Source organism: Burkholderia thailandensis E264 (assembly GCF_000012365.1).
Lineage (GTDB): Bacteria > Pseudomonadota > Gammaproteobacteria > Burkholderiales > Burkholderiaceae > Burkholderia > Burkholderia thailandensis.
In genome coordinates this window covers 1,124,034-1,150,515 of record NC_007651.1, presented here as the reverse complement: position 1 = coordinate 1,150,515, position 26,482 = coordinate 1,124,034, and the positions used below count along the sequence as shown (strand labels likewise).

At 69.7% G+C, this 26,482-nt stretch carries 24 protein-coding genes and 3 pseudogenes; 17 read left to right on the top strand and 10 right to left on the bottom strand.

What is annotated here, in order from left to right:
- The first annotated feature begins 110 nt into the window (after positions 1 to 110).
- From hemF to rng, 6 genes are read left to right on the top strand one after another with little or no spacing between them, the layout of a single operon-like run.
- Positions 111 to 1,034, top strand: coding sequence for an oxygen-dependent coproporphyrinogen oxidase (gene hemF, locus BTH_RS17365; protein WP_009892282.1), 924 nt, complete (start codon positions 111 to 113; stop codon positions 1,032 to 1,034).
- The gene (locus tag BTH_RS17360; RefSeq protein ID WP_011401940.1) at positions 1,031 to 1,783 is read left to right on the top strand and encodes a nicotinate-nucleotide adenylyltransferase; all 753 of its coding nucleotides are present in this window, start codon (positions 1,031 to 1,033) and stop codon (positions 1,781 to 1,783) included. The genes hemF and BTH_RS17360 overlap by 4 nt, the downstream gene beginning before the upstream one ends.
- Positions 1,784 to 1,787: 4 nt before the next feature.
- Complete coding sequence (gene rsfS / locus BTH_RS17355) at positions 1,788 to 2,252, top strand: ribosome silencing factor (RefSeq protein WP_009892287.1); 465 nt, start codon at positions 1,788 to 1,790, stop codon at positions 2,250 to 2,252.
- A 58-nt stretch (positions 2,253 to 2,310) separates the two neighbouring features.
- Entirely contained in the window at positions 2,311 to 2,781 is a 471-nt protein-coding gene (gene rlmH, locus BTH_RS17350; protein ID WP_009892289.1) for a 23S rRNA (pseudouridine(1915)-N(3))-methyltransferase RlmH, read from the top strand.
- Positions 2,782 to 2,832: 51 nt separating this feature from the next.
- Positions 2,833 to 3,465 (top strand): Maf family protein, encoded by a 633-nt coding sequence (locus BTH_RS17345; protein ID WP_009892291.1) that lies wholly within the window; start codon positions 2,833 to 2,835, stop codon positions 3,463 to 3,465.
- Positions 3,466 to 3,481: 16 nt separating this feature from the next.
- On the top strand, positions 3,482 to 4,948 hold the full coding sequence (rng, locus tag BTH_RS17340) for a ribonuclease G (RefSeq protein WP_009892293.1): 1,467 nt from the start codon (positions 3,482 to 3,484) through the stop codon (positions 4,946 to 4,948).
- Positions 4,949 to 5,104: 156 nt separating this feature from the next.
- On the opposite strand, the pseudogene BTH_RS31305 reads toward rng, so the two are convergent.
- Positions 5,105 to 5,197: pseudogene (locus tag BTH_RS31305) on the bottom strand (translation elongation factor 2); the annotation flags it as partial.
- Between BTH_RS31305 and BTH_RS17335 the strand changes: the two are divergent.
- Positions 5,162 to 6,550, top strand: coding sequence for a uracil-xanthine permease family protein (locus BTH_RS17335; protein WP_009892294.1), 1,389 nt, complete (start codon positions 5,162 to 5,164; stop codon positions 6,548 to 6,550). The pseudogene BTH_RS31305 and the gene BTH_RS17335 overlap by 36 nt on opposite strands.
- Positions 6,551 to 6,735: 185 nt before the next feature.
- Here the strand turns inward: BTH_RS17335 and BTH_RS17330 are convergent, their stop codons facing one another.
- Positions 6,736 to 8,112: a pectin acetylesterase-family hydrolase gene (locus tag BTH_RS17330; protein ID WP_025369481.1), complete on the bottom strand. Its 1,377-nt coding sequence runs from the start codon at positions 8,110 to 8,112 to the stop codon at positions 6,736 to 6,738.
- A 71-nt stretch (positions 8,113 to 8,183) separates the two neighbouring features.
- Positions 8,184 to 8,897 carry a phospholipase C accessory protein PlcR gene (plcR, locus tag BTH_RS17325; RefSeq protein ID WP_011401938.1) on the bottom strand — a complete coding sequence of 238 codons (714 nt, stop codon included), beginning with the start codon at positions 8,895 to 8,897 and terminating at the stop codon, positions 8,184 to 8,186.
- 935 nt (positions 8,898 to 9,832) lie between these two features.
- Here plcR and BTH_RS17320 point away from each other — a divergent pair.
- From BTH_RS17320 to BTH_RS17310, 3 genes are all read left to right on the top strand, one after another.
- Positions 9,833 to 10,126 carry a hypothetical protein gene (locus BTH_RS17320; protein ID WP_009892299.1) on the top strand — a complete coding sequence of 98 codons (294 nt, stop codon included), beginning with the start codon at positions 9,833 to 9,835 and terminating at the stop codon, positions 10,124 to 10,126.
- Between the two features lie 566 nt (positions 10,127 to 10,692).
- Entirely contained in the window at positions 10,693 to 11,022 is a 330-nt protein-coding gene (locus BTH_RS17315) for a TfoX/Sxy family protein (RefSeq protein WP_009892301.1), read from the top strand.
- A 94-nt stretch (positions 11,023 to 11,116) separates the two neighbouring features.
- On the top strand, positions 11,117 to 11,581 hold the full coding sequence (locus BTH_RS17310; protein WP_009892303.1) for a lipocalin-like domain-containing protein: 465 nt from the start codon (positions 11,117 to 11,119) through the stop codon (positions 11,579 to 11,581).
- 66 nt (positions 11,582 to 11,647) lie between these two features.
- Here the strand turns inward: BTH_RS17310 and BTH_RS35215 are convergent, their stop codons facing one another.
- Positions 11,648 to 12,061 carry an MFS transporter gene (locus BTH_RS35215; RefSeq protein WP_009892304.1) on the bottom strand — a complete coding sequence of 138 codons (414 nt, stop codon included), beginning with the start codon at positions 12,059 to 12,061 and terminating at the stop codon, positions 11,648 to 11,650.
- Between the two features lie 79 nt (positions 12,062 to 12,140).
- A pseudogene (locus BTH_RS35210) lies at positions 12,141 to 12,374 on the bottom strand (MFS transporter); the annotation flags it as partial.
- A gap of 334 nt (positions 12,375 to 12,708) precedes the next feature.
- Between BTH_RS35210 and BTH_RS17300 the strand changes: the two are divergent.
- From BTH_RS17300 to BTH_RS17275, 6 genes and pseudogenes are all read left to right on the top strand, one after another.
- Positions 12,709 to 13,688: pseudogene (locus tag BTH_RS17300) on the top strand (LysR family transcriptional regulator); the annotation flags it as partial.
- 260 nt (positions 13,689 to 13,948) lie between these two features.
- A complete protein-coding gene (locus BTH_RS17295) occupies positions 13,949 to 14,842 on the top strand; it encodes an RNA polymerase sigma-70 factor (protein ID WP_009892307.1) in 894 nt (297 codons plus the stop codon).
- Between the two features lie 456 nt (positions 14,843 to 15,298).
- The gene (locus tag BTH_RS17290; protein WP_009892309.1) at positions 15,299 to 15,751 is read left to right on the top strand and encodes a carboxymuconolactone decarboxylase family protein; all 453 of its coding nucleotides are present in this window, start codon (positions 15,299 to 15,301) and stop codon (positions 15,749 to 15,751) included.
- 578 nt (positions 15,752 to 16,329) lie between these two features.
- On the top strand, positions 16,330 to 17,319 hold the full coding sequence (locus BTH_RS17285) for a photosystem reaction center subunit H (protein WP_025369483.1): 990 nt from the start codon (positions 16,330 to 16,332) through the stop codon (positions 17,317 to 17,319).
- Positions 17,316 to 18,578 (top strand): MFS transporter, encoded by a 1,263-nt coding sequence (locus tag BTH_RS17280; protein ID WP_009892312.1) that lies wholly within the window; start codon positions 17,316 to 17,318, stop codon positions 18,576 to 18,578. The genes BTH_RS17285 and BTH_RS17280 overlap by 4 nt, the downstream gene beginning before the upstream one ends.
- 268 nt (positions 18,579 to 18,846) lie before the next feature.
- A complete protein-coding gene (locus BTH_RS17275; RefSeq protein WP_009892313.1) occupies positions 18,847 to 19,404 on the top strand; it encodes an FUSC family protein in 558 nt (185 codons plus the stop codon).
- 240 nt (positions 19,405 to 19,644) lie between these two features.
- Here the strand turns inward: BTH_RS17275 and BTH_RS17270 are convergent, their stop codons facing one another.
- The gene (locus BTH_RS17270) at positions 19,645 to 20,028 is read right to left on the bottom strand and encodes an RcnB family protein (protein WP_009892315.1); all 384 of its coding nucleotides are present in this window, start codon (positions 20,026 to 20,028) and stop codon (positions 19,645 to 19,647) included.
- 433 nt (positions 20,029 to 20,461) lie between these two features.
- On the opposite strand from BTH_RS17270, the gene BTH_RS17265 reads away from it, so the two are divergent.
- Positions 20,462 to 21,226: a glycosyltransferase family 2 protein gene (locus tag BTH_RS17265; protein WP_009892318.1), complete on the top strand. Its 765-nt coding sequence runs from the start codon at positions 20,462 to 20,464 to the stop codon at positions 21,224 to 21,226.
- A gap of 275 nt (positions 21,227 to 21,501) precedes the next feature.
- Here the strand turns inward: BTH_RS17265 and rfaQ are convergent, their stop codons facing one another.
- From rfaQ to BTH_RS17245, 4 genes are all read right to left on the bottom strand, one after another.
- Positions 21,502 to 22,677 (bottom strand): putative lipopolysaccharide heptosyltransferase III, encoded by a 1,176-nt coding sequence (rfaQ, locus tag BTH_RS17260; RefSeq protein WP_009892320.1) that lies wholly within the window; start codon positions 22,675 to 22,677, stop codon positions 21,502 to 21,504.
- 85 nt (positions 22,678 to 22,762) lie between these two features.
- Positions 22,763 to 24,010, bottom strand: a complete 1,248-nt coding sequence (locus BTH_RS17255; RefSeq protein WP_009892321.1) for a glycosyltransferase — start codon at positions 24,008 to 24,010, stop codon at positions 22,763 to 22,765.
- Positions 24,007 to 25,305 (bottom strand): O-antigen ligase family protein, encoded by a 1,299-nt coding sequence (locus BTH_RS17250; protein WP_025369486.1) that lies wholly within the window; start codon positions 25,303 to 25,305, stop codon positions 24,007 to 24,009. Before BTH_RS17250 ends, BTH_RS17255 begins: the two co-directional genes overlap by 4 nt.
- Positions 25,305 to 26,447, bottom strand: a complete 1,143-nt coding sequence (locus BTH_RS17245) for a glycosyltransferase family 9 protein (RefSeq protein ID WP_009892324.1) — start codon at positions 26,445 to 26,447, stop codon at positions 25,305 to 25,307. The genes BTH_RS17250 and BTH_RS17245 overlap by 1 nt, the downstream gene beginning before the upstream one ends.
- Positions 26,448 to 26,482 lie beyond the last annotated feature (35 nt).

Genomic DNA, 26,482 nt, shown 5'->3' with positions numbered 1-26,482 from the left:
TCGCGCACCGGCTTTCGGCCGGCGCGCCCTCTCCTCTGCCGGGGTTCGCTAGAATGCCCGGCAGAAGCATTTTTCGACGGCGTCCGTCACGCGGATGCCGCCCCACATCGATGACCGATTCGACTTACGACGTCAACCGAGTACGCGCGTACCTGCAAGGGCTGCAGACGCGCATAGCCGACGCGCTCGGCGCCTTCGACGGCACGCCGCTTTCCGCCGACGCGTGGCAGCGCAGCCCCGGCGAGCGGCTGCGCGGCGGCGGCTGCACGCGCATTCTCGAGGAAGGCGGCTTCTTCGAGCGCGCGGGCATCGGCTTTTCCGACGTCGCGGGCGACGCGCTGCCGCCTTCGGCGAGCGCGTCGCGCCCGCAGCTCGCCGGGCGCGGCTTCGAGGCGCTCGGCGTGTCGCTCGTGCTGCACCCGCGCAACCCGTACTGCCCGACCGTCCACATGAACGTGCGGATGCTGATCGCGACGAAGCCGGGCGAGGCGCCCGTGTTCTGGTTCGGCGGCGGCATGGATCTGACGCCGATCTACGGCTTCGAAGAGGATGCGCGGCACTTCCATCGCACGTGCCGCGCGGCGCTCGATCCGTTCGGCGCCGAGCTGTACCCGCGTTTCAAGAAGTGGTGCGACGATTATTTCTTCCTGAAGCACCGCAACGAAGCGCGCGGCATCGGCGGCATCTTCTTCGACGACTTCTCGGAGCTCGGCTTCGAACGCTCGTTCGAAATGCTGCAAAGCGTCGGCGACGCGTTCCTGCCGTCGTACCTGCCGATCGTCGAGCGCCGCCGCGACATGCCGTACGGCGAGCGCGAGCGCGCGTTCCAGACGCAACGGCGCGGCCGCTACGTCGAATTCAACCTGGTGTTCGACCGCGGCACGCTGTTCGGGCTGCAAAGCGGCGGCCGCACCGAGTCGATCCTGCTGTCGATGCCGCCGACGGCGGGCTGGCGCTACGACTGGCACCCGGCCCCGGACACGCCGGAAGCCCGCCTCTACAGCGATTTCCTCGTGCCGCGCGACTGGGCATGAGTCGCTCCGCCACCGGCCGAGTGGCCGCTCCGCAAGGCTTTGCGCCAAACGCCGAGCCCGCCGGCCTGCCCGCGCTGCCGCGCCGCATCGGCATCCTCGGCGGCACGTTCGACCCGATTCACGACGGCCATCTCGCGCTCGCGCGCCGCTTCGCCGACGTGCTGCGCCTGACCGAGCTCGTGCTGATGCCGGCCGGCCAGCCCTATCAGAAGCAGGACGTGTCGGCGGCCGAGCACCGGCTCGCGATGACCCGCGCGGCGGCGGGCTCGCTCGTGCTGCCGGGCGTGGCCGTCAGCGTCGCGACCGACGAGATCGAGCACGCCGGGCCGACCTACACCGTCGAGACGCTCGAACGCTGGCGCGAGCGTCTCGGCGCCGACGCGTCGCTGTCGCTGCTGATCGGCGCGGATCAACTCGTGCGCCTCGACACGTGGCGCGACTGGCGCCGCCTCTTCGACTTCGCGCACGTATGCGCGGCGACGCGGCCGGGCTTCGACTTCGCGGCGGCGTCGCCCGCCGTCGCGGCGGAGATCGCGAGCCGGCAGGCGAGCGCGGACGTGCTGCGGGCGACGCCCGCCGGACGTCTTCTGATCGACACGACGCTCGCGCTCGACGTCGCCGCGACCGACATCCGCGCGCACCTGCGCGCCTGCATCGCGCGCCACGCGCAGGTACCCGACGCATCGGCCGAGCACGTGAGCCCCGCCGTCTGGGCCTATATTCTCCAACACCGTCTCTACCATCCCTGATTCCATGGACATTCGCAAACTCCAGCGCGTGATCGTCGACGCTCTCGAAGACGTCAAGGCGCAAGACATCAAAGTTTTCAACACGAGCCATTTGACCGAGCTGTTCGACCGCGTGATCGTCGCGTCCGGCACGTCGAACCGACAGACGAAGGCGCTCGCGTCGAACGTGCGCGACAAGGTCAAGGAAGCGGGCGGCGATGTCGTCAGCTCCGAGGGCGAGGACACGGGCGAATGGGTGCTCGTCGACTGCGGCGACGCGGTCGTCCACATCCTGCAGCCGGCGCTGCGCCAGTACTACAACCTCGAGGAGATCTGGGGCGACAAGCCCGTGCGGATGAAGCTCGGCGGCCCGGCGGCGAACGCGCGCGGCGCGCGCGCGGCCGAAGGCGCGGATGACGACGAGCCGGACGAAGACGGGGCCCCCGCGACCCGCCCGGCCCGCAAGACGACGGCCGCGCGCCGCCGCTGAACGCGCCGCGCGCCGTCTTGTCACGTTCATTGCAGTCGCTTTCCTTGCTTTCGCCGTCATGAAACTGCACATCGTCGCGGTCGGCCACAAGATGCCCGGCTGGATCGCGACCGGCTTCGACGAATACGCGAAGCGGATGCCGCCCGAGCTGCGGATCGAGCTGCGCGAAGTGAAGCCCGAGCTGCGCTCGGGCTCGCGCACGGCCGACAGCGTGATGGCCGCCGAGAGGCAGCGGATCGAAGCCGCGCTGCCGAAGAACGCGCGCGTCGTCGCGCTCGACGAGCGCGGCCGCGACTGGACCACGATGCAGCTCGCACAGGCGCTGCCCGCATGGCAGCAGGACGGACGCGACGTCGCGTTCGTGATCGGCGGCGCCGACGGGCTCGACCCGCAGCTCAAGTCGCGCGCCGAGCTGCTGCTGCGCGTGTCGAGCCTCACGCTGCCGCACGGCATGGTCCGCGTGCTGCTCGCCGAGCAGCTTTACCGCGCGTGGAGCATCACGCAGAATCACCCCTACCATCGCGCGTAGCGGCCGTCGTCCCGACGCGCCGCGCACGCGCTCATCGAGACTACCGAGAAGATGCCCGACCGCACCGCCGCCCCGTCCTACCCGTTCGTCTACCTCGCCTCGCAAAGCCCCCGGCGCCGCGAACTGCTCGACCAGCTCGGCGTGCGCTACGCGCTGCTCGCGCCCACGCCCGATGAGGACGCCGAAGCGCTCGAAGCCGAGCTGCCGGGCGAGGCGCCCGACCATTACGTGCTGCGCGTGTGCGTCGCGAAGGCGGAAGCCGCACGCGCGCGGCTCGTCGCGAGCGGCAAGCCTGCCGCGCCCGTGCTCGTCGCCGACACGACGGTGACGCTCGACGGCGCGATCCTCGGCAAGCCCGCCGACGCAGCCGACGCGCTCGCGATGCTCGCGCGCCTCGCCGGCCGCACGCACGACGTGCTGACGGCGCTCGCCGTGATCGACGCGACGGGCGAGCTGATGCCGCCCGCGCTGTCGCGCTCGGCGGTCCGCTTCGCCCCCGCGACGCGCGACGCGCTCGCGCGCTACGTCGAAACCGGCGAGCCGTTCGGCAAGGCGGGCGCGTACGCGATCCAGGGGCGCGCGGCCGAATTCGTCGAGCGAATCGACGGCTCCCATTCAGGTATCATGGGTCTGCCCCTTTTTGAGGCCGCGGCGCTGCTGCGCGCGGCGCACGTCGCCTTCTGAACCGCCCTATCGCACCATGAACGAAGAGATCCTGATCAACATCACGCCGCAGGAAACGCGGGTCGCGCTCGTCCAACAAGGCGCGGTGCAGGAGCTTCACGTCGAGCGCACGCTGTCGCGCGGACGCGTCGGCAACATCTATCTCGGCAAGGTCGTGCGCGTTTTGCCGGGCATGCAGTCGGCGTTCATCGACATCGGGCTCGAGCGCGCGGCGTTCCTGCACGTCGCCGACATCTGGCAGCCGCGCGCGGGCGACGCGCCCGCTGCCGCGGCGCACCATCCGATCGAGAAGATCGTGTTCGAGGGCCAGACGCTGATGGTCCAGGTGATCAAGGACCCGATCGGCACGAAGGGCGCGCGGCTGTCGACGCAGATCAGCATCGCGGGGCGCACCCTCGTCTACCTGCCGCAGGAGCCGCACATCGGCATCTCGCAGAAGATCGAAAGCGAGGCCGAGCGCGAGGCGGTGCGCGCGCGGCTGACCGCGGTGATCCCGGCCGACGAGAAAGGCGGCTACATCGTGCGCACGATCGCCGAGGACGCGACGTCCGACGAGCTCGCCGCCGACGTCGCGTACCTGCGCAAGACGTGGGCGACGATCGTCGCGCAGGGCCAGCGGGTGCCGCCGACGAGCCTGCTGTATCAGGATCTCGACCTCGCGCAGCGTGTGCTGCGCGACTTCGCGAACGACGACACGACGCGCATCCAGGTCGATTCGCGCGAGACGCACCAGCGGCTCGTCGATTTCGCGGCCGAGTTCACGCCGGCCGTGAGCCCGAAGCTGCACCACTACACCGGCGAGCGGCCGCTGTTCGACCTGTACAACATCGAGGCCGAGATCCAGCGCGCGCTGTCGCGCCGCGTCGACCTGAAGTCGGGCGGCTACCTGATGATCGACCAGACGGAAGCGATGACGACGATCGACGTGAACACGGGCGGCTACGTCGGCGCGCGCAACTTCGACGACACGATCTTCAAGACGAATCTCGAGGCGGCGCACACGATCGCGCGGCAGCTTCGGCTGCGCAATCTCGGCGGGATCATCATCATCGATTTCATCGACATGGAGAACGCCGAGCATCGCGACGCGGTGCTCGCCGAGCTGAAGAAGGCGCTCTCGCGCGACCGCACGCGCGTGACGGTGAACACCTTCTCGCAGTTGGGGCTCGTCGAGATGACGCGCAAGCGCACGCGCGAATCGCTCGCGCACGTGCTGTGCGAGCCTTGCCCGACGTGCCAGGGCAAGGGCCAGGTGAAGACGTCGCGCACCGTGTGCTACGACATCCTGCGCGAGATCCTGCGCGAGTCGCGGCAATTCAATCCGCGCGAGTTTCGCGTGATCGCGTCGCAGCAGGTGATCGACCTCTTTCTCGACGAGGAGTCGCAGCATCTCGCGATGCTGATCGACTTCATCGGCAAGCCGGTGTCGTTGCAGGTGGAGTCGAATTTGAGTCAGGAGCAGTACGACATCGTGCTGATGTAGGCCTGTCCGGCCGCACCGCGCTTACGCCCGACGCCTCGCGCGGCGGCGCGGCCCGATCCCCGCTGCGCACGCGGCCGCCATCGATGCCGGTGATGCGCCGCACCGGGCGCGCGCGGCTCACGGGCAAACCGACCGCCGGACCGCCACCGTCTGCCGGCCGCCGTCACCGCTTCCGTTAAAATCCCGCCTTTCCACCGCACCGGCTCTTTCGCGATGCAACCCGCCCCCCTTGCCCCACCCGCTTCCCACGGCGCCGACCACGCCGAATCGGCCCACGATCTCGTCTACGGCCCCGACGATCGCCCCGCGCCGACGGTCGCCTTCGTCGCCGCGCTGCAACATCTGCTCGCCATCCTCGTGCCGATCGTCACGCCCGGCCTGCTGATCTGCCAGGCGCTCGGCGTGGCGAGCCGCGACACGACGCTGATCGTGTCGATGTCGCTCGTGATCTCCGGCATCGCGACCTTCGTCCAGTGCAAGCGCTTCGGCCCGCTCGGCGCCGGCCTGCTGATCGTCCAGGGCACGAGCTTCAACTTCGTCGGCCCGCTCATCGCAGGCGGCAGCCTGATGGTCAAGCAAGGCACGCCCGTCGAAACCGTGATGGCCGCGATCTTCGGCGTCGTCATCGCCGGCTCGTTCGTCGAGATGGCCGTGTCGCGCATCCTGCCCTTCGTCAAGCGCCTGATCACCCCGCTCGTCACCGGCATCGTCGTGCTGCTGATCGGCCTCACGCTGATCAAGGTCGGCCTCGTCAGCATGGGCGGCGGCTACGGCGCGATCGCCAAGGGCAGCTTCGGCAGCGCCGAAAACCTGACGCTGTCGGGGCTCGTGCTCGGCACCATCATCGTGCTCAACCGCGTGCCCGTCGTCTGGGTGCGCAGCACCGCGCTCGTCATCGCGCTCGCGATCGGCTATCTCGCGGCCGCCGCGATGGGCCGCCTCGACTTCACCGGCGCGCGCGAAGCCGCGCTGTTCCAGATCCCGACGCCGCTGCACTTCGGCCTCGGCTTCTCATGGTCACTCTTCGTGCCGATGCTGATCATCTATCTCGTCACGTCGCTCGAGGCGATCGGCGACGTCACGGCCACGAGCAAGATCTCGCGGCAGCCCGTCGAGGGGCCGCTGTGGATGCGCCGCATCAAGGGCGGCGTGCTCGTGAACGGCGCGAACTCGCTGCTCGCCGGCGTCTTCAACACGTTCCCGAGCTCCGTCTTCGCGCAGAACAACGGCGTGATCCAGCTCACCGGCATCGCGAGCCGCCATGTCGGCATCTGGATCGCGGGCATGCTCGTGCTGCTCGGCCTGTTTCCCGTCGTCGCGGGCGTCCTGCAAGCGGTGCCCGAGCCCGTGCTGGGCGGCGCCGCGATGGTGATGTTCGGCGCGGTGGCCGCGTCCGGCATCAACATCCTCGCCGGCATCCGGCTAGACCGCCGCGCGCTGCTGATCATCGCCGTCTCGCTCGCCCTCGGGCTCGGCGTGTCGCAGGTGCCGGAGATTCTCGCGAACCTGCCGCACGCGCTCAAGAACGTGCTCGAATCGGGCGTCGCGACAGGCGGCATCTGCGCGCTCGTGATGAACTGGTTCCTGCCCGAGAAGAAATGACGCGCCGCGGCGCGACAACCGCTCGCGAAACGAGCCGACCGCCGCCTTGCGCGCGTATGCGCTCACGCCCGCAACCCGCGCACGGCGCAGCGGGCGTATTGCTCGCGCGCGAGGCAAACGCCGCCGCAACGCGATAGCGTCGCGCACGCCGGACGATTCGCGCCGCCGGCTTCCGCGCCGCCCGTTCAGGATCGATGTCCGGAAACCGGCCCGGCTTCGCCGGTCAGGTTGAAGATGCTGTCGATCCACGCAAGAAAGGTCGAGAACGTGAAGTCCGACCATTGCTCGGTCCGGTATGCCTTCATGACGGGCGCGTCCGCCGGGTCCTGTTGATTGAGCAGATCGGCGACGAACGTGCCGACGTCCGCGTCGATGCCGTTCTCGTGGATGCCCGATCCCGTGAAGCTGACGGCCGTCACCTGATGGTTGCCCATGAAGTCGTCGCGCGCCCACGGGATGAAATAGCCGAAGTTCGGCAACGGATTCAGCATCTGCTTCAGATCGCTCAGTTCGCGGTCGAACATCGCGAGCGACAGTGCGTCCTTGGTCGCGTCGTCCGGCGCCGCGATCACCGCCGGCACGAAAGGACGGTAATGGTAGGCCGCGATGATCCTGTCGCGCCGGTACGTCGTATAACCGAAGCGATCGTGCGGATAGGTCGCCGATAGCGCCGCATACGCGCTGCCCATGTTGCCCGGATCGAAGTTGCGGGTCAGCTGGCTGTTGATCGTGATCATGCCGTCAGGCGCCGTCATCCCCCATTCGTCGCGCACCTTGTCGTACAGGCCGACGGACGGGTACGCCGCCGGGTCGGCGCCGAAGCGCGTATTGAAAACGGTGCCCGCGTCGTCGAGCAGCGAGCTGTGCCGTTGCGGCTGCAACGTGGCGCGCAGCGTCGCGTAGTTGCCGAGGGTGCCGTAGCCGCCCGCGCTCGTTCCGTACACGAGCAGCCGGCTCGGCTTGCCGAATCCGTGATCGACGAGCCACTGCGCGATCACCCGGACGTTTTTCAGGCCGCTGTAGTGTTGAATCCGCCAGTCGCCCGACGGCGACACATAGCTGCGCACCGCACTGCCCATATGGATGTCGCCCGTGCAGTACGGAACGAACACCTGCGTCCACTCCTGCGTCTCGACCTTCGGCTCGCCGACGAGGATGTGCGCGAGGTCCATCCGCGTCATCAGCGGCGATAGGAACGACGACTTCAGGCTCTGCTGCACGGTGCCGTTCACGTAGTTGTGGGGGATGCCGTCGGGATTGAACGCGCCGAGCCCCGCCTCGGCTCCGGTCGCGGTTTCGGTGCAGGTGCCGTGATCCCAGCATGCGCCGCCCGGCTCCATCATGTAGAGCAAATTGTCCGATTGCGCGCGATTGATATAGAAGCGCATCGGCGTGCCGTTGCCGCACGACGCGCCGCTGCTTTCCGGCAGCGTCACTTCGTACCACGAATAATAGGGAATCGACGGGTCCTGCGTCGCCGCAGCGGCTGCATCGGCATCGACGGCCGCCACGCTCAGCAGGCCGGCAACGCACAGGCATTCGAGACATTCGCGAACGGACATGCTCTCCTCCATCGGTATCGATCGGTTGTCCGCGGCGCGCGCACTCGAACGGCAACGCGGCCGCGGTTCGCTCAGCGGGTATCGGATCGGGACGTCTGGTCGAACAGTTGAACGCGCAGCGCCTGCAAGCGTTGCGCGATGACGGCCTGTTGCTGATCGGGATCGGAGCCGCTCGCCTGAACCTGCCGGACGATGTCCCGGCTCTGCCGCGCATAGGCCAGATAACGCGGATCGCTGGCGGGCGACGGCCCCACGGTCTGCCGGGCGTACGCGTCCCACTGCTGCCGCATCGACTGGATGGCCGCGCCGCGCGTGTCGGAATCCGCCGTTGCGTCCGCAAGCAATGCGGCACTGAGCGCCTCGGCCTGCACGGGAACAATTTCGTTGCGCGCGACGTGTTCGGGCAGTTCCGCAAGAATCTGACGGGCCAGGCGCGCCCGCTCCGCGGCCGGCATGCTGTTCCTGCCTTCGCCGTATGCCGCGATCCGGTCGCGAAAGCGGGTGAATGCGACGATGCGCTGCAGTTGCGCCTGCGCATCGTCGCGGCCGGCGAGACTCTTTCGCAGTGCGGCGAGATCCAGCCTGCGCTCGGAGGGGCCGGCATCGGCCCGCGTCTCGTCTGCCGCATCCGCAAGCGCACCGCCGCGCGCGTCGGACACCGCGTCGGATCGCACGGGCCGGGCGACGGCCGTCTGCGACGGCGATACGTATCGCCATCCTGCCACCGCCACGCCGATCATCGCCAACAGCAATGCGATCCGCCAAAGCGCTTTCGATTTTTTCACGGCGTCTCCTCATCGGGCCGTCGCGACGCTTCACTGTTTGCTTCCGTGTAGGTTCTATGTCGAAACATACCCATGGTCAAAGAGCGACCTAGAAGCGGCCCACTAATCGACAAAAGACGAATCGAACGCCCGCATTGCCTGCATTTTTCGGTACACCGCGATCGTCGACGACGCGCGCGCCTCTGCCCTCCCGCGTTGGCTCGCCACAACCGCGGGCCTCCGACTCGCGACTTCGTTCGATCGAATGCGGCCGACGTTCGTTGTCCCAACGATGCGCATAGGCGCGCGCACGGCAAGCGACGGCCGTCATGTGACAATCCGCCCGATTGATCGGCCTCCGCCGGAGGCACCGCCCGGCGCCGCACCGGAACTGCCGAACGGTGCCATCGGCGCGGGCTGCACGCCGCCTGTCGCGCGTCGCCTGTCGCGCGTCGCCTGTCGCGCGTGCCGTCGCGCGGCCCGCCGAGTTCGATTCGGTGTTCGATCCGCTCCGCTTCGAGCGGAACGCCATCGTCGCCGCCAATCCGGCCGTCGTCGTCCGGCGGCGACAGGTCGCCCCACGCCACGCTTCGAGAAAATTCGGGGCGCATAGCGTCTCCTGCCGCGAACGAATCCGTCGCGCAGCATGCGACGTGCCCGCGCGACGCGGCGGCGGCCGGGCGGCGGGTAACGGGAGGACGGCTGGCTGGCGGCCAGCCGGCGGCGCGATGGTCGAACGGCAGCCGACGCGCACGGCCCGCGGCGCGCCCGTGACGACGGCGACGATCGCGGTCCATGTCGCCCTCGTTCCGCCACCGCCCTCGCCCCCGCCTCGCACGCTGCGCCGCACGCGCCGCCGCGCTTCGCATCGCCTAGAATTTCCTTCAAAGGACAACGACCAAATGACGGCCGCGCAACGGGCGCAGTGCATGCCGGGCGCGGCCTGGGAGACAGCCATGTCCGAGCCGCCGCTTCCGTCTCGACAGGTCGATTACGAAGGCTTCGAGATCCACGTGTCGCCGACCCCGACGCAAACCGACGCGAACCGCTACACGTACGCCGGCTATGTGTGCCATCCGGGGGCCGATCCGGCCCTGCCCGGCCATACGGTGCCGTTTCACGCGGATGGCGAAGAGAGCTTTCGCAGCGCCGACGAGGCGTTCCACGAAGCGGTGTCGATCGGCCGCAGCATCGTCGACGGCACGCATCCGGATCTATCGGTGTTGTCGCTCGTCACCCACGGCTATTGACGCCGCGCGACCAGCGCCGCGGCGGAGGCGATGCCCGCCCGCTGCGGCGGCGTTCGGTGGCGAGTGCCGTTTGGCGTTTGGCGTTTGGCGTTTGGCGTTTGGCGTTTGGCGTTTGGCGTTTGGCATGTTGGGAGCATCGTCGGCATCGGGCGGCTGGCATTTGATCGCCGCGTGCCCTTTGCGGTACGCAGCACGCGGTTCGCGGTTCGCGGTTCGCGGTTCGCGGTTCGCGGTTCGCGGTTCGCGGTTCGCGGTTCGCGGTTCGCGGTTCGCGGTTCGCGGTTCGCGGTTCGCGGTTCGCGGTTCGCGGTCGATGATCGACTATCCCGCGCGCGCCGAGCAGCGCTTTTTCGTCGACCGCCCGGGACGACATCACTCGCCCCCGGCTTCGCCGTCAAGCCGCGCGGCCCGCCGCGAGCGAGCACTCGCCGCGCGAACGCCCCCCACCGCGCGCGCGTCCATTTGCGCCGCGCCGTCCACGCACTACGATGAAGCATGCCGGCGTGCGTCTGCACGTTTGCCGGCGCGGGCCGCACGCCGCGTCCCGCCAGGAACGAAACCGTCGAATGGCTCGCGATCCCGGACTCGAAGCGCTCGTCGAAGACGAACTGAAATACGAGCACAACGTCGTCGCGAAAGCGATGTTCGGCGGCCGGGCTTGGCTGCTCGGCGGCCACCTGCTGTGCTGCGCACGCGGCGATGGCCTGCTCGTCAGGCTCGGCAAGGACAATGACGGCTGGGCGCTGCAGCGCCCGGGCATCGTCCGGATGACTTCGCGCGGCAGGCCGATGCAGGGCTGGGTGCGCGCCGCGCCCGCCGCGTACGGCAACGACGCGTTGCGCCGCAGCCTGATCGCCGCGGCGCTCGAGTTCGTCCGCTCGCTGCCGCCGAAGTAGCAGGCGGGCGCCGCCGGCATGGCCGCGCCCGCCGTCGCCCGCACCCGCGCGCGCGGCGGTGCGTGTCGGCGGCGATTCGCACGAGGAGCCTTCGATGAACGAAGCACGCAACCTCAGGCAACGACTGCTCGGCGCATGGACGCTCGAGTCGTACGTCGAGATCGACGCGCAAACCGGCGTGCGCGACGCGCCGTTCGGCGATGCGCCGCTCGGCTTCATCGTCTATACGGCCGACGGCTACATGTCCGCGCAGTTGCAAGCGCGCACCCGCGCGCCGTTCTCCGGCGACGATCCGTATCGCGGCACCCCAGCCGAATACGCGCGCGCGGGGCGCACGTACCTTGCGTACGCGGGACGGTTCTTCGTCGACGAAGCGACGTGCGCGCTGTCGCACGAAATGGCCGTATCGCTGTTCCCGAACTGGCTCGGCCGGATTCAGACGCGCATCGTCGAGCCGACCGGCGACGCGCTGCATCTCGGCACGCCCACGCCGCTGCGGCTGAACGGCGCGCTCAAGCACGCCCGGCTCGTCTGGCGGCGTGCGGCGCCGAACGGATGACGCCGCGCGACGAGCGAGGGCGAGCACCGTCAATGGACTCCGGCTCGCGCGCCGCCGATTCGCGCGTCATCCGGCGGCTCGCGTGCCCGCCGCACTCGCAGCAGCACTCGCAGCAGCACTCGCAGCCGCACTCGCGCGCGGCTCGCCCGCATACCGCCGCGAAATGCCAAATGCAATCAGCGCGGCGACCGTCAGCGCCGCCGACGTCGGCGCGAGCAGGCCGACGCCCCATGTGTCGGCGACGCGCCCGCCGAGCGCCGAACCGAGCGAGATGCCCGCGAAGATGCCCGACGAATTGAGCGCGAGCGCCATCCCCCGGCAATGCGGCTCGAGACCAACGACGCGCCGCAGTTGCGACGGATAGAACAGGTCCTGCATCAGCGCCCAGGGCATGAGCAGCGCGAGCGCCGCAACGAGCCGAGCGTCGCCTCCGAAGCCGGTCGCCGCGAGCGCGGCAAGGCACGCGAACACCGCGAGCATCGCGGACCGTGCCGGCGATCCACGCGGCGCTGCCGAGCGCGACGGCGGCGAGCCAGCCGAGCGCCTGCGCGATCCACGCCGACAACGGCGCGCTGACGACGCTCGACAACGTCACGCCGGCGAACACGATCGCGAGCGCCTTGCCCTGCCGCTCGGCCGGCGCGAGCCCGGCGCCGACCGCCGTCGCGACCGGGCTCACCGCGCCCGCGCCGATGCCCGCGACGATCCGCGTCGCGAGCAGCCAGCCGAAGCTCGGCGCGAGCGCGCCGGCGAGCGTCGCGAGCGACGTCGTCAGCAGGCCGGCGATCAGCACGCCGCGCCGGCGACGGATGCCCGATCAGCATTTGCAGCACCGGCGCGCCAAGCGCGAACGCGATCGAGAACGCCGCCATCAGCAGCGCCGCGCGCCCCGGCGCGATCCGCCAGTCGGCGGCGAGCGACGGCAGTACGCCCACGACGCCGTACGACATGCTGCCCGTCGCGAAATTGGCGCTCGCGAGCGCACGCAGCGCGTGACGCTCGGTTTCGTGCGTCTTCATCGCATGCCCCTCGAAAGTCCGGTCGCGGCCACCGAAACCGCGTCTCGCGACAGTCTGCGCATCCCGTTGATATATTTGAAATCGATTCTTCGTATTGGAGCCATTTACATGGGAAATATGTCGGCCGAATGGCGCGGCGCCGACCTCGCGCTGCTCGCCGCACTCGACGTGCTGCTCGAAGAGGCGAACGTGACGCGCGCGACCGCGCGGCTGCATTTGAGCCAGCCGGCGTTGTCCGCGCAGCTCGCGAGGCTGCGCGAGCTGATCGGCGATCCGCTGCTGCTGCCCGCGAAGAACGGCCGCGGCATGGTGCCGACCGCGCGGGCGCTCGCGCTGCAGGGCCCGTTGCGCGGCGCGCTGCGCGAGTTGCAGGCCGCGCGCTGCGTCACGGCGCCGCGTTCGATCCCGCGACCGACGAACGCACGTTCCAGATCGTCGCGAGCGACAACGGCTTCGTGATGGCGGGCCTCGATCTCGTGCGGCGCGTCGCGGCGCATGCGCCGGGCGTGCGCCTCGCGTTCCGCAATGTGCCCGCCAACGCCGCGGGCGCACTGCTCGAGCGCGGCGAGGCCGATCTGCTGATCGCAGCCGATTTCGCGGTGCCGCGCGCGACGATCGCACGCCCGCTGCTGCGCGAGCGCTACGTGATGGCGCAGCGCCACGGGCATCCGCGCGGCCTCGCGCCGCCCGATCTCGACGCGTACTGCGCGCTTCGCCACGTGATCGTGTCGGGCGACGGCGGCGGCCTGCGCGGCTTCATGGACGAACGCCTGCACGCGCTCGGACGCTCGCGGGTCGTCGCGGTATCGGTGCAGCAGTACCATCTCGCGCCGCTCGTGCTCGACGCAACCGACTATGTGTGCGCGCTGCCCGAGCGCTTCCTGCTGCGCTTCGCCGACCGGCTCGATCTGCTGCCGCTGCCCATCGAAGTCGACGGCTTCACGCTCTCCGCCGCGTGGCACCCGCGGCTGCACGCCGATCCCGCGCATCGCTGGCTGCGCGGCGCGCTGTTCGCCGCCGTGGGCGCACGCACGGAAGACGGGCCGGACATGGCCCCGGCTCGGGCTTCGAGCGACGGCGCGCGCGCGCGGCATGCGGCGGGCCGCGCACGGACAACGCGCCGGCCCCCGAGCCGGCCGCGCCATCGGACGACGACACGCACGCGGCATGAGCGCGCGCGGCATACGCGAAGCGGCGCGCCGGCACCGTGCGCAGCCCAAGAGCGGCGGGCTTCGGCTGTCGCGGCGCCCGCTGCTGTCACAAACACGTCGCCTGCTTCGTCTTGATCGTTCGAACCGTCAGTTATTCAAGCAGGCCCTCAAGCACGCTTTCGAGCCAACCCGAGAACATGACCGAAACCTCTCGTCCGACACCGTCCGATGAACCGTTCGCCGCGCTACGCCCGCGCCTCTTCTCGATCGCGTACCGAATGCTCGGCACGCGCGCCGACGCCGAAGACGTGCTGCAGGACGCCTGGCTGCGCTGGCATCAGGCCGACCGCGACGCGCTCGACTCGCCCGAGGCGTGGCTCGTCACGGTCGTCACCCGGCTGTCGATCGACCGGCTGCGCGCCGCGAAGGCGCAGCGCGACACCTATGTCGGCTGGTGGCTCCCCGAGCCGCTCGTCGACGTCGACGAGCGCACGCCCGAGACCGCGGCCGAATTCGCCGACGATCTGTCGGTCGCGCTGCTGTGGGTGCTCGAACGCCTGTCGCCCGAGGAACGCGCGGCGTTCCTGCTGCGTCAGGCGTTCGAGCGCGACTACGCGGAAATCGCGCAGTTGCTCGACAAGAGCGAGGCTGCCTGCCGGCAGCTCGTCCACCGCGCGTCGACGCGCGTGCAGCAGGAACACCGGCGCTTCGACGTATCGCGCGACCGGCACCGGCAACTCGTCGAGCGCTTCGCGCAGGCCTCGGCAAGCGGCGAGCGCAGCGCGATCCAGGCGCTGCTCGCGGACGACGTCGAGCTCGTCGGCGACGGTGGCGGCAAGGTGCCGTCGTTCTTCAAGGTGCTGCGCGGCGCGCTCCGGATCGCGAATCTGTACTGGGTCGTCGGCAGACGCCATGCCGGGCGGATCGAGTACCGGCTCGCGCAGATCAACGGCGAGCCGGGCCTGCTGCGCTTCATCGACGGACAGATCGAATCGGCGCAGGCGTTCGTCACCGACGGCGCGCGGATCGTCGCGATCTACGCGGTGCGCAATCCGGACAAGCTCGCGCATATCCCGGCCCGTCACGCGTGACGATCCGTGACGCGGCGCGTCGGGCCCCACGTAGGGCGCGGTCTCGCGCGTCACGCCGTGCTTTCGCGCTGCCCGTTGCATTGCGTCGCGCTTCGCGGGGCGTTCCCCCGCCAGGTCGCGTGGCGTTCGTCGCGGCTCCGCGCCGTTGAGCCGGGCACGGCCCCGTCCGGCTCGGCTCCGCGGGCTTGGCTCGATCCGGGCTCGGCACGCCGCGCTCCCGGCCCGGAGCCGCTTCGCGTCTCCACGATCCGCCCGGATCGCCTCGGCTCGGCTCGTACTCGCATGGTATGGCACGTATCGAAGACAACCGCATCGTCCGAACGGCCAACGGCTTCGACCCGCGCCGCGCCGACGTGCATCGCGTGTTCGCGCCAACCTGTCACAAACGCGCGACGCGTCACGTCTTGTAGGCAAGCGGGCCGCATCGGGCGGCCCCGCCTTCAGAGGAAATCGATCATGTCGCACGCTCCCCGCCTTCCGTATCCGAAGCTCGCAACAAAGCCGTTCAACGCACTGCTCCATCTGTCCGAAACCGTGTGGAGCGGCTCGCTCGGCAAGCGACTCGTCGATCTGGTGTTCCTGCGCGTGTCGCAGATCAACGGCTGCGCATACTGCATCGACATGCACTGGCGCGATCTCGTGAAGCTCGGCGTCGACGAGCGGCATCTGAACGCGGTCGCCGGCTGGCGCGAGGCGCCGTTCTTCGACGCGCGCGAGCGCGCCGCGCTGCAATGGGCGGAAAGCGTCGCGCGGATTCCGCACGCGGACCCGAGCGACGAGGCATTCGCGCAGTTGCAGGCGCACTTCTCCGATACCGAGATCGCCGAGCTCGGCTTCGCGATCGCGACGATCAATGCATGGAATCTGCTGAATGTCAGCTTCAGGAATCCGATTCCGGAGACGGTGTAAGCGGACGCCGGGCACCCGCCCGGCGCGGCGCGGCGCGGCGCGGCGCTCAGAGAATGGCGCCCGACGTTCGGGTTCCGGGTTCCAGGCGTTCGACGTTCGGCGTTCGACGTTCGACGTTCGACGTTCGACGTTCGACGTTCGGCATTGAATTCCGGGCGCCCCGCGCCCGAGTTCCGCAAGCCTTTCGCCCCAGGAGAACGATCGACGCGCCGCCTGCGCCACGCCGAGTGCCGAGCCCAGCCCCCGTCGCGGCGACCGCCGCCGCATGCCGCCGCCCGCGACGGAATCGACCGACGGGAAACGCCAAACGACAAGCGGCACATGGCGGCGAAAGACAAAAGACGATTCGCCCGCCACCCGCCGCCCCGATCGACGCAAACCCTCCCTTTCCCCCACCGCCCCGCACGGGCGTACCATTCGATTCAAACGTCCGCCCGGCCCGTCATGGGGCACCGTTTCGCGGCCCGTATTCTTCACAGGTTAAACTCTGTCCTCCCGCGATGCCCTTCGGGCGTCAGCCATCATCGCCGGCGGCGCGCCCATGCGGCCTGCCCCCCGTCCACATGGAGTATTTCTTGATGAGCGGCGGATTCCCGCGTTCTGCCTTCCGTCTCCCCCGTCCCGTCGCCACCGCGGCACCCGTCGTCCTCGCCATGTTCGCGCTGTCCGGTTGCGCGCTGTTGCGCGCGCCGCAAGCGCCCGCGCCCATCGTCGAGGCGGTCGCCGTGCCCGTCGAGCCGGCGAGCGAGCCCGTCGCGGCGCCCGAGCCCGCGAGCGCGCCCGAGCCCGTCGAAACCACGGCGCCGAAGAAGCCGCATCGCGAGGCCGCACCGCGCCGCAAGCCCGCGCGTGTCGCGCCGCCCGTGCCCCGGCCCGCGCCGCCCCCCGCGCCGCTCGTGACGACGCGCGCGATCGAGCGCAGCCAGGTGCACGCGCTTCTCGACAGCGAGGTGCGGCGCAGCGGCAAGGTGATCGGCCGCGCGGTCGACATGACGGCCGACGCCGCCGGCGCGCCGCGCGAGATGCTCGTGAACCTGCAAGGCTTCATGGGAGTCGGCGACCGCAAGGTCAGCTTCCCGTGGAAGCTGTTCCGTTTCACGCCGGGCGGCAAGCAGGAGCCGATCGTCCTCGACATGCCGGCCACCGCGGGACTCGCGCCCGCCGATCGCCCGAAGACGGTGCCGCTCTCGGGCTCCGCGCAGGCAGGCGCCGAGCCCGGCCAGATGCGGATCATCGACGCCGACGTCGAGCGTCCGAACGGCGCGAAGGTCGGCCGCGTCGTCGACGTGCTGATCGGTCGCGACGCGCAGCCGCAGGCGGTCGTGCTCGACGTCGGCGGCCTCGTCGACCCGGACCGGCACACGATAGCCGCGAACTGGTCCGCGCTGCGCTTCGCGCCGAGGGACAAGTCGCTGCGCGCGCTGCTCGACCTGAGCGACGCGCAATTGAGGGCGTCGCCGCCCTATGCCGGCGACAAGCCGATCCTCGCCGTCTCGCCTGCGGCCCCCGCCGCGCCCGCCGCCCCCGCTGCCGCACCGGCCGCCGCTCGAGCAGGGGCGAAACGATGACGGTCCGGCATGCAGTCAGCGCGCGGAGCCTGCGCGCCCTCGACTGGCTCAACTTTTTCGTCGCGAACGTGCAGACGGGCTTCGGGCCGTTCATCGCGTCGTATCTCGCCTCGCACAAGTGGACGCAGGGCGAAATCGGCATGGCGCTGTCGATCGGCACGATCAGCGCGATGGTGAGCCAGGTGCCGGGCGGCGCGGCTGTCGACGCGCTGAAGAACAAGAAAGGCGCGGCCGCGTGGGCGATCGCCGCGATCATCCTGTCCGCGGTGCTGCTCGCCGCGAGCCCGACCGTCGTGCCCGTGATCGCGGCCGAGGTGTTCCATGGCTTCGCGAGCTGCATGCTCGTGCCGGCGATGGCGGCGATCTCGTTCGCGCTCGTCGGCCGCGAGAGCCTCGGCGACCGGCTCGGCCGCAACGCGCGCTGGGCGTCGCTCGGCAGCGCGGTCGCGGCGGGCCTGATGGGGCTCACGGGCGAGTACTTCTCCGCGCGCGCGGTGTTCTGGCTGACGGCGGCGCTCGCGCTGCCCGCGCTCGTCGCGCTCGCGATGATCGAGCCGACGCACCATCATCATCACGCGGCGCCGCGCGCATCCGCGCCGCGCGACGGCACCGACGAAGACGAAGAGCGCGAAACGCTGCGCGAGCTGCTGCGCGACAAGCGGATGCTGATCTTCGCCGCGTGCGTCGTGCTGTTCCACCTGTCGAACGCGGCGATGCTGAACCTCGCCGCGGGCGAAGTGACGGCGGGCATGGGCGAGAACGTGCAGCTCGTGATCGCCGCGTGCATCATCGTCCCGCAGGCGATCGTCGCGATGCTCTCGCCGTGGGTCGGCCGCTCCGCGCAGCGCTGGGGCCGCCGGCCGATCCTGCTGCTCGGCTTCGCCGCGCTGCCGCTGCGCGCACTGCTGTTCGCCGGCGTGTCGAGCCCGTACCTGCTCGTGCCCGTGCAGATGCTCGACGGCATCAGCGCCGCCGTGTTCGGCGTGATGCTGCCGCTCATCGCCGCCGACGTCGCGGGCGGCAAGGGGCGCTACAACCTGTGCATCGGGCTCTTCGGCCTCGCGGCGGGCGTCGGCGCAACGCTCAGCACCGCGCTCGCAGGCTTCGCGGCCGACCACTTCGGCAACGCGATGAGCTTCTTCGGGCTCGCCGCCGCAGGCGCGCTGGCGACGCTGCTCGTATGGTTCGCGATGCCCGAGACGCGCGATGCGACGCTCGCCGAAGACGCGCAGCGCCCGAGCGCCGAGCCGGCGCAGTGACGCGCCGACAGCCGCTGCGGCGTTGCACGCGGTGCGATGCAGGGCGCGCCGGCGCATCCGCATGAGGATGCGTCTGCGATGCGGTCGATGCGGTCGATGCGGTCGATGCGGCAGCGAGCATCTCCCGCGGCGGCCATCGTCGCTCGCCGATACTGCGCCGCCGTTGCGCCGCGCGCTCGACGGGACGCGGCGGCCGACGCGCGCCGCCGCGTTCGTCCTCCGCTGAACCGGCGGGCGGCGCCCCTTCCCCGCTCCCAGCCTGACCGAGATGGAAACCATCAAAGCTTTCAACGACGCGCGCCGGCAGATCCAGGAATCGGTGCTCGACCTGTTCAAGGGCCTGTCGCTCAAGGAGCGCCTGCTGCAGGGCGTGCTGATGGCCGTTCAGGCCGCGAGCGGCGCATGCCTCGCGTATGGAATCGGCCGCGCGCTGCACACCGAGCAGGCCGTATGGGCGGCGATCACCGCGATCGCGGTCACGCAGCACAACTATGCGGACACGATCAACCTGTCGCGCGATCAGTTCATCGGCGCGATGGTGGGCGGGCTGATCGGCTTCGCCGGCGCGGCGACGGGCGCCGGCCACTTCGTCGCGTACGCGGTCACGATCGTGGCCGCGATCATCTGCTGCTGGTGTCTGAACGTCGGCAGCGCGGCGCGGCTCGGTGCGATCACCGCGACGATCGTGCTGCTGTTTCCGGGCGAAGGCCCGCTGTGGGACATTCCGCTCGTGCGGCTAGGCGAAGTGACGCTCGGCACCGCGTGCGCGATGGCGGTCGGCTGGACGATGTCGCGAATTGAGCGACGCTGGTTCGCGAAGCATTGACGCCGCGGCCAACGAGAGAAAACGGCAAGAGCGAAAACGGCGACATGCGAGAAAGGCGCTGCGCCGAGCAGCGCTGAACGACACTGCGCCACGCGACGCTCCGATTCGCCGCCATCGCCGGCATGGCGTCGGCGAGCCGCACCGAACCCGCCGGCAGACGGGATGTGCGAGGCATCCGTATCGGCCGCCGCGCCCTGTGTCGCGGAAAACGGCGATCGGCATGCCTCGCGACGGCCCGGCTTACGGTCCGATCTGGAGAATGACGCCCGTCGAGATGCGCACGAGCAGGTAGTCGCCGCCGATCCCGACCCAGTGATAGCCGCGCGGCGGCGGCGACAGGTGGTACCCGCGCCAGTCGTCGATCACGTACTGGCGGTCCCGGTATTCGTCCGGCAGACGATCTCCGCGGTGCCAAGCGGCGTTTTCGTCGCCGCGGTGCTCGCCGGGACGCGGGCCGCCGTATTCGCCGCGCTTGCCGTGATCGCCCCCGACATGCCTGCCGGGAGGCGGCCCGTGGCGTTCGTCGCCCGGTCCGCCCCGGCCATGAGGTTGAGCGGCGGCGAGCGATGACACGAGCGCGCCGGCAGCGAGCATCGAAATCCACAGCGTACGATGTGCTTTCATCGAATCTCTCCGTGAAAAGGCGCAACCGGCTGTCGGTGCCGGGCGCATAGAAAAAGGTAGCACATCGCGCCGAATCCGCCGGAACTCGCGGGTCGAGAGGCAAAAACGCCTGAGGCGGCACAAATCGTCGATTCGACGGCGATGCCGCTATCGGATCGCCGCAGCCGGCTTTCTGTTCCCGCCCTGTCTTCCGTCTCCGATCTTCCGCTCCGCCGCCCCATCGATCCTCCGATCGTTCAAGGCTTGTCCCGTTCGAGTCGTTCGCAGTTCGCGCTCGCCGGTATCCGGCGAGCCGGCGCGGTGATCGCGTCTGCTTTGCCGGACCCGCACGGCACGCCAGCCCCAGCGGGTTGCGCAATCGCACCGGCTGCCGAAGAACGGCACGCGGGTATACTCGCGCTCACCGCCCCTCAAGCATTCGGACACCGCTTTCATGGCAGAACCCACTCTCGGCGTCGCCCTCATTGCTCACAACGCCGCGGCCCGGCTGGCCGAATGCCTCGACGCACTGGCGTTCGCCGACGATATCGTCGTCGTCGACGGCGGCAGCACCGACGCGACGGTCGACATCGCGAAAGCGCACGGCGCGCGCGTGATGGTCGCCGCCGACTGGCCGGGCTTCGGGCCGCAGAAAAATCGCGCGGTGGCCGCGCTCGACACCGACTGGGTCCTGTCGATCGACACCGACGAGATCGTCACGCCCGAGCTCGCCGCCTCGATCCAGGCGGCGATACGCGCGCCGCGCGCGCCGGTCTATGCGCTCGACCGGCTGTCGAGCTTCTGCGGCAGTTGGGTGCGCCACAGCGGCTGGTACCCTGACTGGTTGCCGCGGCTTTTCAAACGGGGCGCGGCACGCTTTTCCGACGATCTCGTCCACGAGCGGCTCGTGTTCGACGAGCCGTCCGCGAAGCTCGACGGCAAACTGCTGCACTACTCGTACGAAGACTTCGAAACCGTGCTGCGCAAGCTTGACGCATATTCGAGCGCGGGCGCCGCACAGCGGCGCGCGGCAGGCAAGCGCGGCGGATTGGCGAAGGCCATCGGACGCGGGGCGTGGGCCTTCGTGCGCACCTATCTCCTGCGGCGCGGCTTCTTGGATGGACGGGCCGGCTTCATGATCGCCATGTTCAATGCCGAAACGGTCTACTACCGCTTCCTGAAACTCGGATTTTCTCAGCGGCAAGAGACGCGCGACTGACACGCGGAAAATCCGCGCCGACGAGGCGACCGGATAGCCCGTCGACACATGCGCCCGCTGCGCGGGCGGAATCGGCGCCGTGCCGCACGACACGGCCAACCTCACCGCATGCGTGCGCGCGCCGCGCTCGATCCTCGTACCGGCTCGGTCGCGCGATGCGTTCGCCGCACGCGCGATCCGCCCGACGCTCGATCGTCCACACACAGCGAAACAAATCACATCGCTGACGTCGCGGCACACTGCGACGCACCGGTTTGATTCGGGGAGCCGCTGCCCTACTTGCCCGCCTTGAGCCGGCTGACGTCGACCGACATCGCAATGCCAGTAGTCTGCGCGCTCGCCGCATCGAGTCCGAGCATCGCGGCCGCAGCGCCGATCACGCGGGCCGACGGCAATTCGGTCAGGCATCGACTCCAGCTGTCCAGATGGCGGTCGCAACCTTCGAGCTTGCACGGCACGCAATCGCCTTCGCCCTGCAGCAAATACACGTTGCCGCACCGCTGCGAGCCTCGCAGCGGCCACGGCTCGCTACCGGCCGGCCAATGCGCGGGCCACGGGCCCCAGCGCGTCGGATTCGACGGCCCGAAGAGGGCGATCGTCGGAACGCCGCAGGCAGCGGCAACGTGCGTTGCGCCGGTGTCCGGGCCGATGAAGAGCCGCGCGCGCCGGAACATCTCGGCGCTCTCGCCGAACGACAGTTTGCCTGCCATGTTCAACACGGGCTCGCCCGCCGCTTGCGCGATCCGCGCCGCATAGTCGCACTCGGCCTGCGCGGGACCGCCGCTCAGCGCAACCGCAAGCCCCCGGCTGCGCGCCCAGCGCACGAGATCAACCCAGCCGTCCTCGCGCCAGCGCTTGTAGCGAAACATCGGATACGGATGCAACACGACGTACGGCTCGTCGCGCAGCAGCGCGGATGTCCCGTACAGCTTCGCATCGAAGCGCGCATGTGCGGCGGGATCGTCGCCGATACCGGGCGCGACGACGTCGGCGCACGGCGTCACGCCGAGCGCGCCGGCAAGCGACAAATTGCTCGTGACAGTATGGACGTCGCGATGCTCGTCGAGCACGACACCGTTCAGGATGAAGCGCGTGAGCCGCGTGAGCCGCTCGGGATCGACGAGCCCGATCCGCCTGCGACCCGCGAAGAACGCGTAGAAGCGCGCGCGATCGGAACTGATCGCAGCGCACGCGAGATCGTACTTGCGCCAAATGCGCAGCGCGTCGGCAATGCGCTCTTTCGGTCGCGCACGCTGCGCGACCGTGATCACACGGCGGATATCGGGATTGTGCTCGAGCACGCCTTCGGTGCCCTGAAACACGATCATGTCGATCTGCGCGTCGGGCCAGCGCGCCTTCAGCGAGCGGACGAGCGGCGTCGTCAGCAGCACGTCGCCGAGGCGGCGCGTACAGGACACGAGGATGGTGCGCGGCGGCCGGAGGAGCGTCAACGAAGCGGTCACGGTGAAGGCATGAAGAAGAGCGACTGGACATTTTAGCGAATTCGCGCCGCGCGCCCTGGCGGCGCGGGCGCGCTCAAGCCGACTCGAGCAATTGCGCGGCGAGCGCCTGCATGCGCGCGTTCGCCGCATGCGGGCCGAACGACTGGATCTTGCGCGACGCGTGCGCGACCAGCGCCGCGCGCAGCACATCGTCAGAGAGCATGCGCTCGATCGCATCCGCGAGCGCGTCCGCGTCGCCGGGCGGCACGAGCAGCCCGCCTCGGCCGCCGTCGAGCTGATCGCGCGGCCCCGTCGGGCAATCGGTGGAAATCACCGGCGTGCCGAGCGCCATCGCCTCGCCGAGCACCATCGGCATGCCCTCGTAGCGGCTGCTCAGGACCAGCATGTCAGCCGCGCGCACGTACGGAAACGGGTTCGCGCAGAAGCCCGCGAACTGCACCGCATCGCGCAGCCCGAGCTCCACAGCCAGCGCCTCGAGCACGCCGCGGTCCGGACCGTCGCCCAATAGCACGAGGCGCGGGGCATCGGCACGGCGCGCGCGAACTTTTGCATACGCACGCAGCAAGGTCCGATGGTCCTTCTGCCCTTCATCGAGCCGCGCGACCGATACGATGAAACGCCCGGCCGGCAACTCGGCCGGCTCGTCCGCCCGCACGCGCAGCGCCGCCGGATCGATCACGTTCGGCAGTGCGGTGACGACGACGCGGGTATTCGCGAAGAGCGGCTCGGCTTCGCGCCGCATGGCGGGCGTGAGCACCGCGAGCGCCGCGTAACGCTCATACTGACGAACGCGGCGCGCCATGTACGCCGCGCTCTTGTCGCCGAAGCGCGCGGCGAAGCTGTAATGGCTGACGCCGATCCACGGCTTGTCCCCCCCTCCGGCAATGCCGCGCAGCGAAAAATCGAAATCGCAGACCACATCGTAGCCGCGCGCGAGCCGCAGGAAACGACGGGCGACGATCGGCCGGATCAGCGCATGCGTCGACGCCTTGTGCAACAGCTTCTCGCCGCCGTGCAGCTTGCGCACGCGCTCGCGCTGGTGGAGCACATGCATCCACGGCTGCGGGGCGAGCACCTGCAGCGCGACGTCGGGCGGAATCGCCTTCGCGCACCAGGTCGTCAAATCCGGCGTCGGATACGTGACCGACAGCCCGACCTCGAACACTCGGCGATCGAGCGCGTTGAGCCACGCGAGCAGCGCAGTCTCCGTGCCGCCCCGGCCGAAATCGTTGATGTGAAACAGGATGCGCACGCGGCGGTCGCCCGGGAGGGCGACGTCCGACGCAGCGTCCCGCGTGCGGGGCATGACGGGTGTCGTCATCGTGCGTCTCCGTCTTGCGACACGCGCGGTACGCGCGCCTCGCGTTCACCTTGACCGAGCAGGAAACCCGCAAACGACCAGAACGCGAGCATCGTCGTCTGCCACATGAAATCGTCGACCGTGTTCTTCGCGATCATCCCGACGACGAGTGCGAGCCCCGCCGCGGACACGGCCGGCGCATCGCGCCTGAGCCGCCAGAACGCGGCCGCGAGACTCAAGAACAGCATGGTCTCCAGCGCAACACCGATATAGCCTGTCTGCAGCCACGTGTTGAGGAACAGGTTGTGCGCATGCGTGAGCGCCTGCGGCTCGATCCGCAGCAGGAGCGGCGGCGCGTCGACCGCGTACGCATGTCCGGGCAGCGGCTTGCCGAAGCCGACGCCGAGCCACGCGTGCTGCTTGCCCTGCTCGGCATAGAACGCCCAGAGCTTCGGGCGCGTGTCGGACGACAGCGTGTCGCCGAGCGCGTTGAGTTCGCCCGGCACGTAGACCCGCTGGCCAGCGACCGTGATATCGCGCGCCGCCGACGATGCCGAAGCGGTTGCGGCGGACGCGGATGGATCGCGCTCACGCGCACTGAATTCGAGCAGCCCGAGCGCGGCGGCGCCAAGAACCGCGATCGCGACAACGCTCACGCCCAGTCGGCGACGATAGAGCGGATAGAACGCGACCACGAGCGTCGCCCCCGCCGCCGGCCAGAAAAAGCGATTCAGGCTCGCGAGCCCGACGAAACCGCAAGCGAGGAGCCCGATCACGCCGATCACGCGCCAGCGAGCCCGCATCAGCAGCGCGACGAAGAGCGGCATCGCGAACACGGCGAGCGTGCTCGTGTGGCCGACGCGGTTGTAGAAGCGAATCGGAAAGGTGTTCGGCGTCGGCGGCTGCAGGTGCCCCCAGTAGAGCGCGCTGAGGAGCGCGAGCAACACACATGCGACCCACACGACGAGCGCCGGCCATTCGGGACGCTTCACGCGCGAGCCGAACAACCAGAAACCCCAGAACGTGACGAGCGGATACAGCACCTCATCGAACCACGCGCGCAAACTGATGCGTGGATACAGCGACCAGCCGACCGCCGCGAGACTCCACGCGGCCCACACGACGATCGGCAAAACGAGCGGCCAATGCCGGAACGGCGGCCGGCTCGCGGACAGGATGCCGGCAAGCGTGCCGACGCCGATCAACGCAAGCGTCGTGTTGACGACTCCGTTCATGTGTCCGAACATCACGCCGAACATCAGCGTGGGACAAGCGATCCAAAGCACGCGCTCGACGCGCGATGTCATTATCGTCATCAACGTGAACTTGACGGCGCAAGCGCCAAAACGTTTTGCAGCGCACGATGCACCGCATCCACTGAAAGACGCCCCATGCAGTCCGCATGATCGCCGCACCACGCGACGCACGTTGCCGCATTCCGGTCGCAGCGCCGTACCCACGCGACATGACGTCGGAAAATCGATGGCTGATCGCGGCACGGCATGTCCGCAATCGTCAACGCGACGAACGGCGCGTCCTGCCAATAGCGGCCCGCGCCGTGGATACCGGCGTTGCCGGGGCCGAACAGCGCGACGGTCGGCACACCGACGAGACGCGCGAGATGCGCAATGCCGGTATCGGGGCACACGACCGCCTGAGCGCCCGCGAGCACGTGCCATAGATCGGCGAGGCCGAGCCGGCCTGCAAGATTCGGCTGTGCGGGATTGGGGGCGATCTCGGCCACGAGTTCGATTTCGCTCGGCCCGCCGCTCCAGACGGGCAGATAGCCTTGCGCCTCGATGCGGCTCGCGAGCTCGAGCCAGCGTGCCGAAGGCCAGCGCTTGACTGCCGTGCTCGCCCCCGGATGGAGCACCACGTAGGGGCGATCGCGCAACGCGGCGGGCAGCGGCGCGCGGGCCTGCGGCGCCGGCCAGTCGGACGAGCGGTAGAGGCGCGGCGCCGGCCCTTCGACGAGCGCCGCGGCGAAGTCTGCCCAGGCGGCGGGCGCGTCCGGATACGGAACGGGTTCGTCGACCGGCCAGTTCTTCCATGCGGGCGCGTCGCCCGCATGCGCGACGATCCAGCGACAACCCGCGCCGAGCGCAAGCCAACTGTGGCGATTGTCGCCCGCGACGATGCCGAGATCGTACGGCCCCGACACAAGAAGACGCTTGACCGACGCGCCGTCGCGCGGATCGAACGCGAACGCCTCGACGCCGAACGGCTTGCTCGCGTAGAGCGGTGCAATCGCCTTCGGGCACGCCAGCACGATCTGCGCATCCGGGTACTGCTCGCGCAGCTTCGCGACGAGCGGCGTCAACAGCAACGTGTCGCCGAGCAACAGATGATGCGCGATCAGGATGCGCCGCGGATGCGCGGGCCTGCGCCGCAACGGCTTGAGGGCGAGCCTCGGCAGCGCTCGCGAGAAGATGTGGATCCGGCCGTGGAGTCTGCTCATTCGATTAGATCACCGGCTGATCGATTCCGTCACTT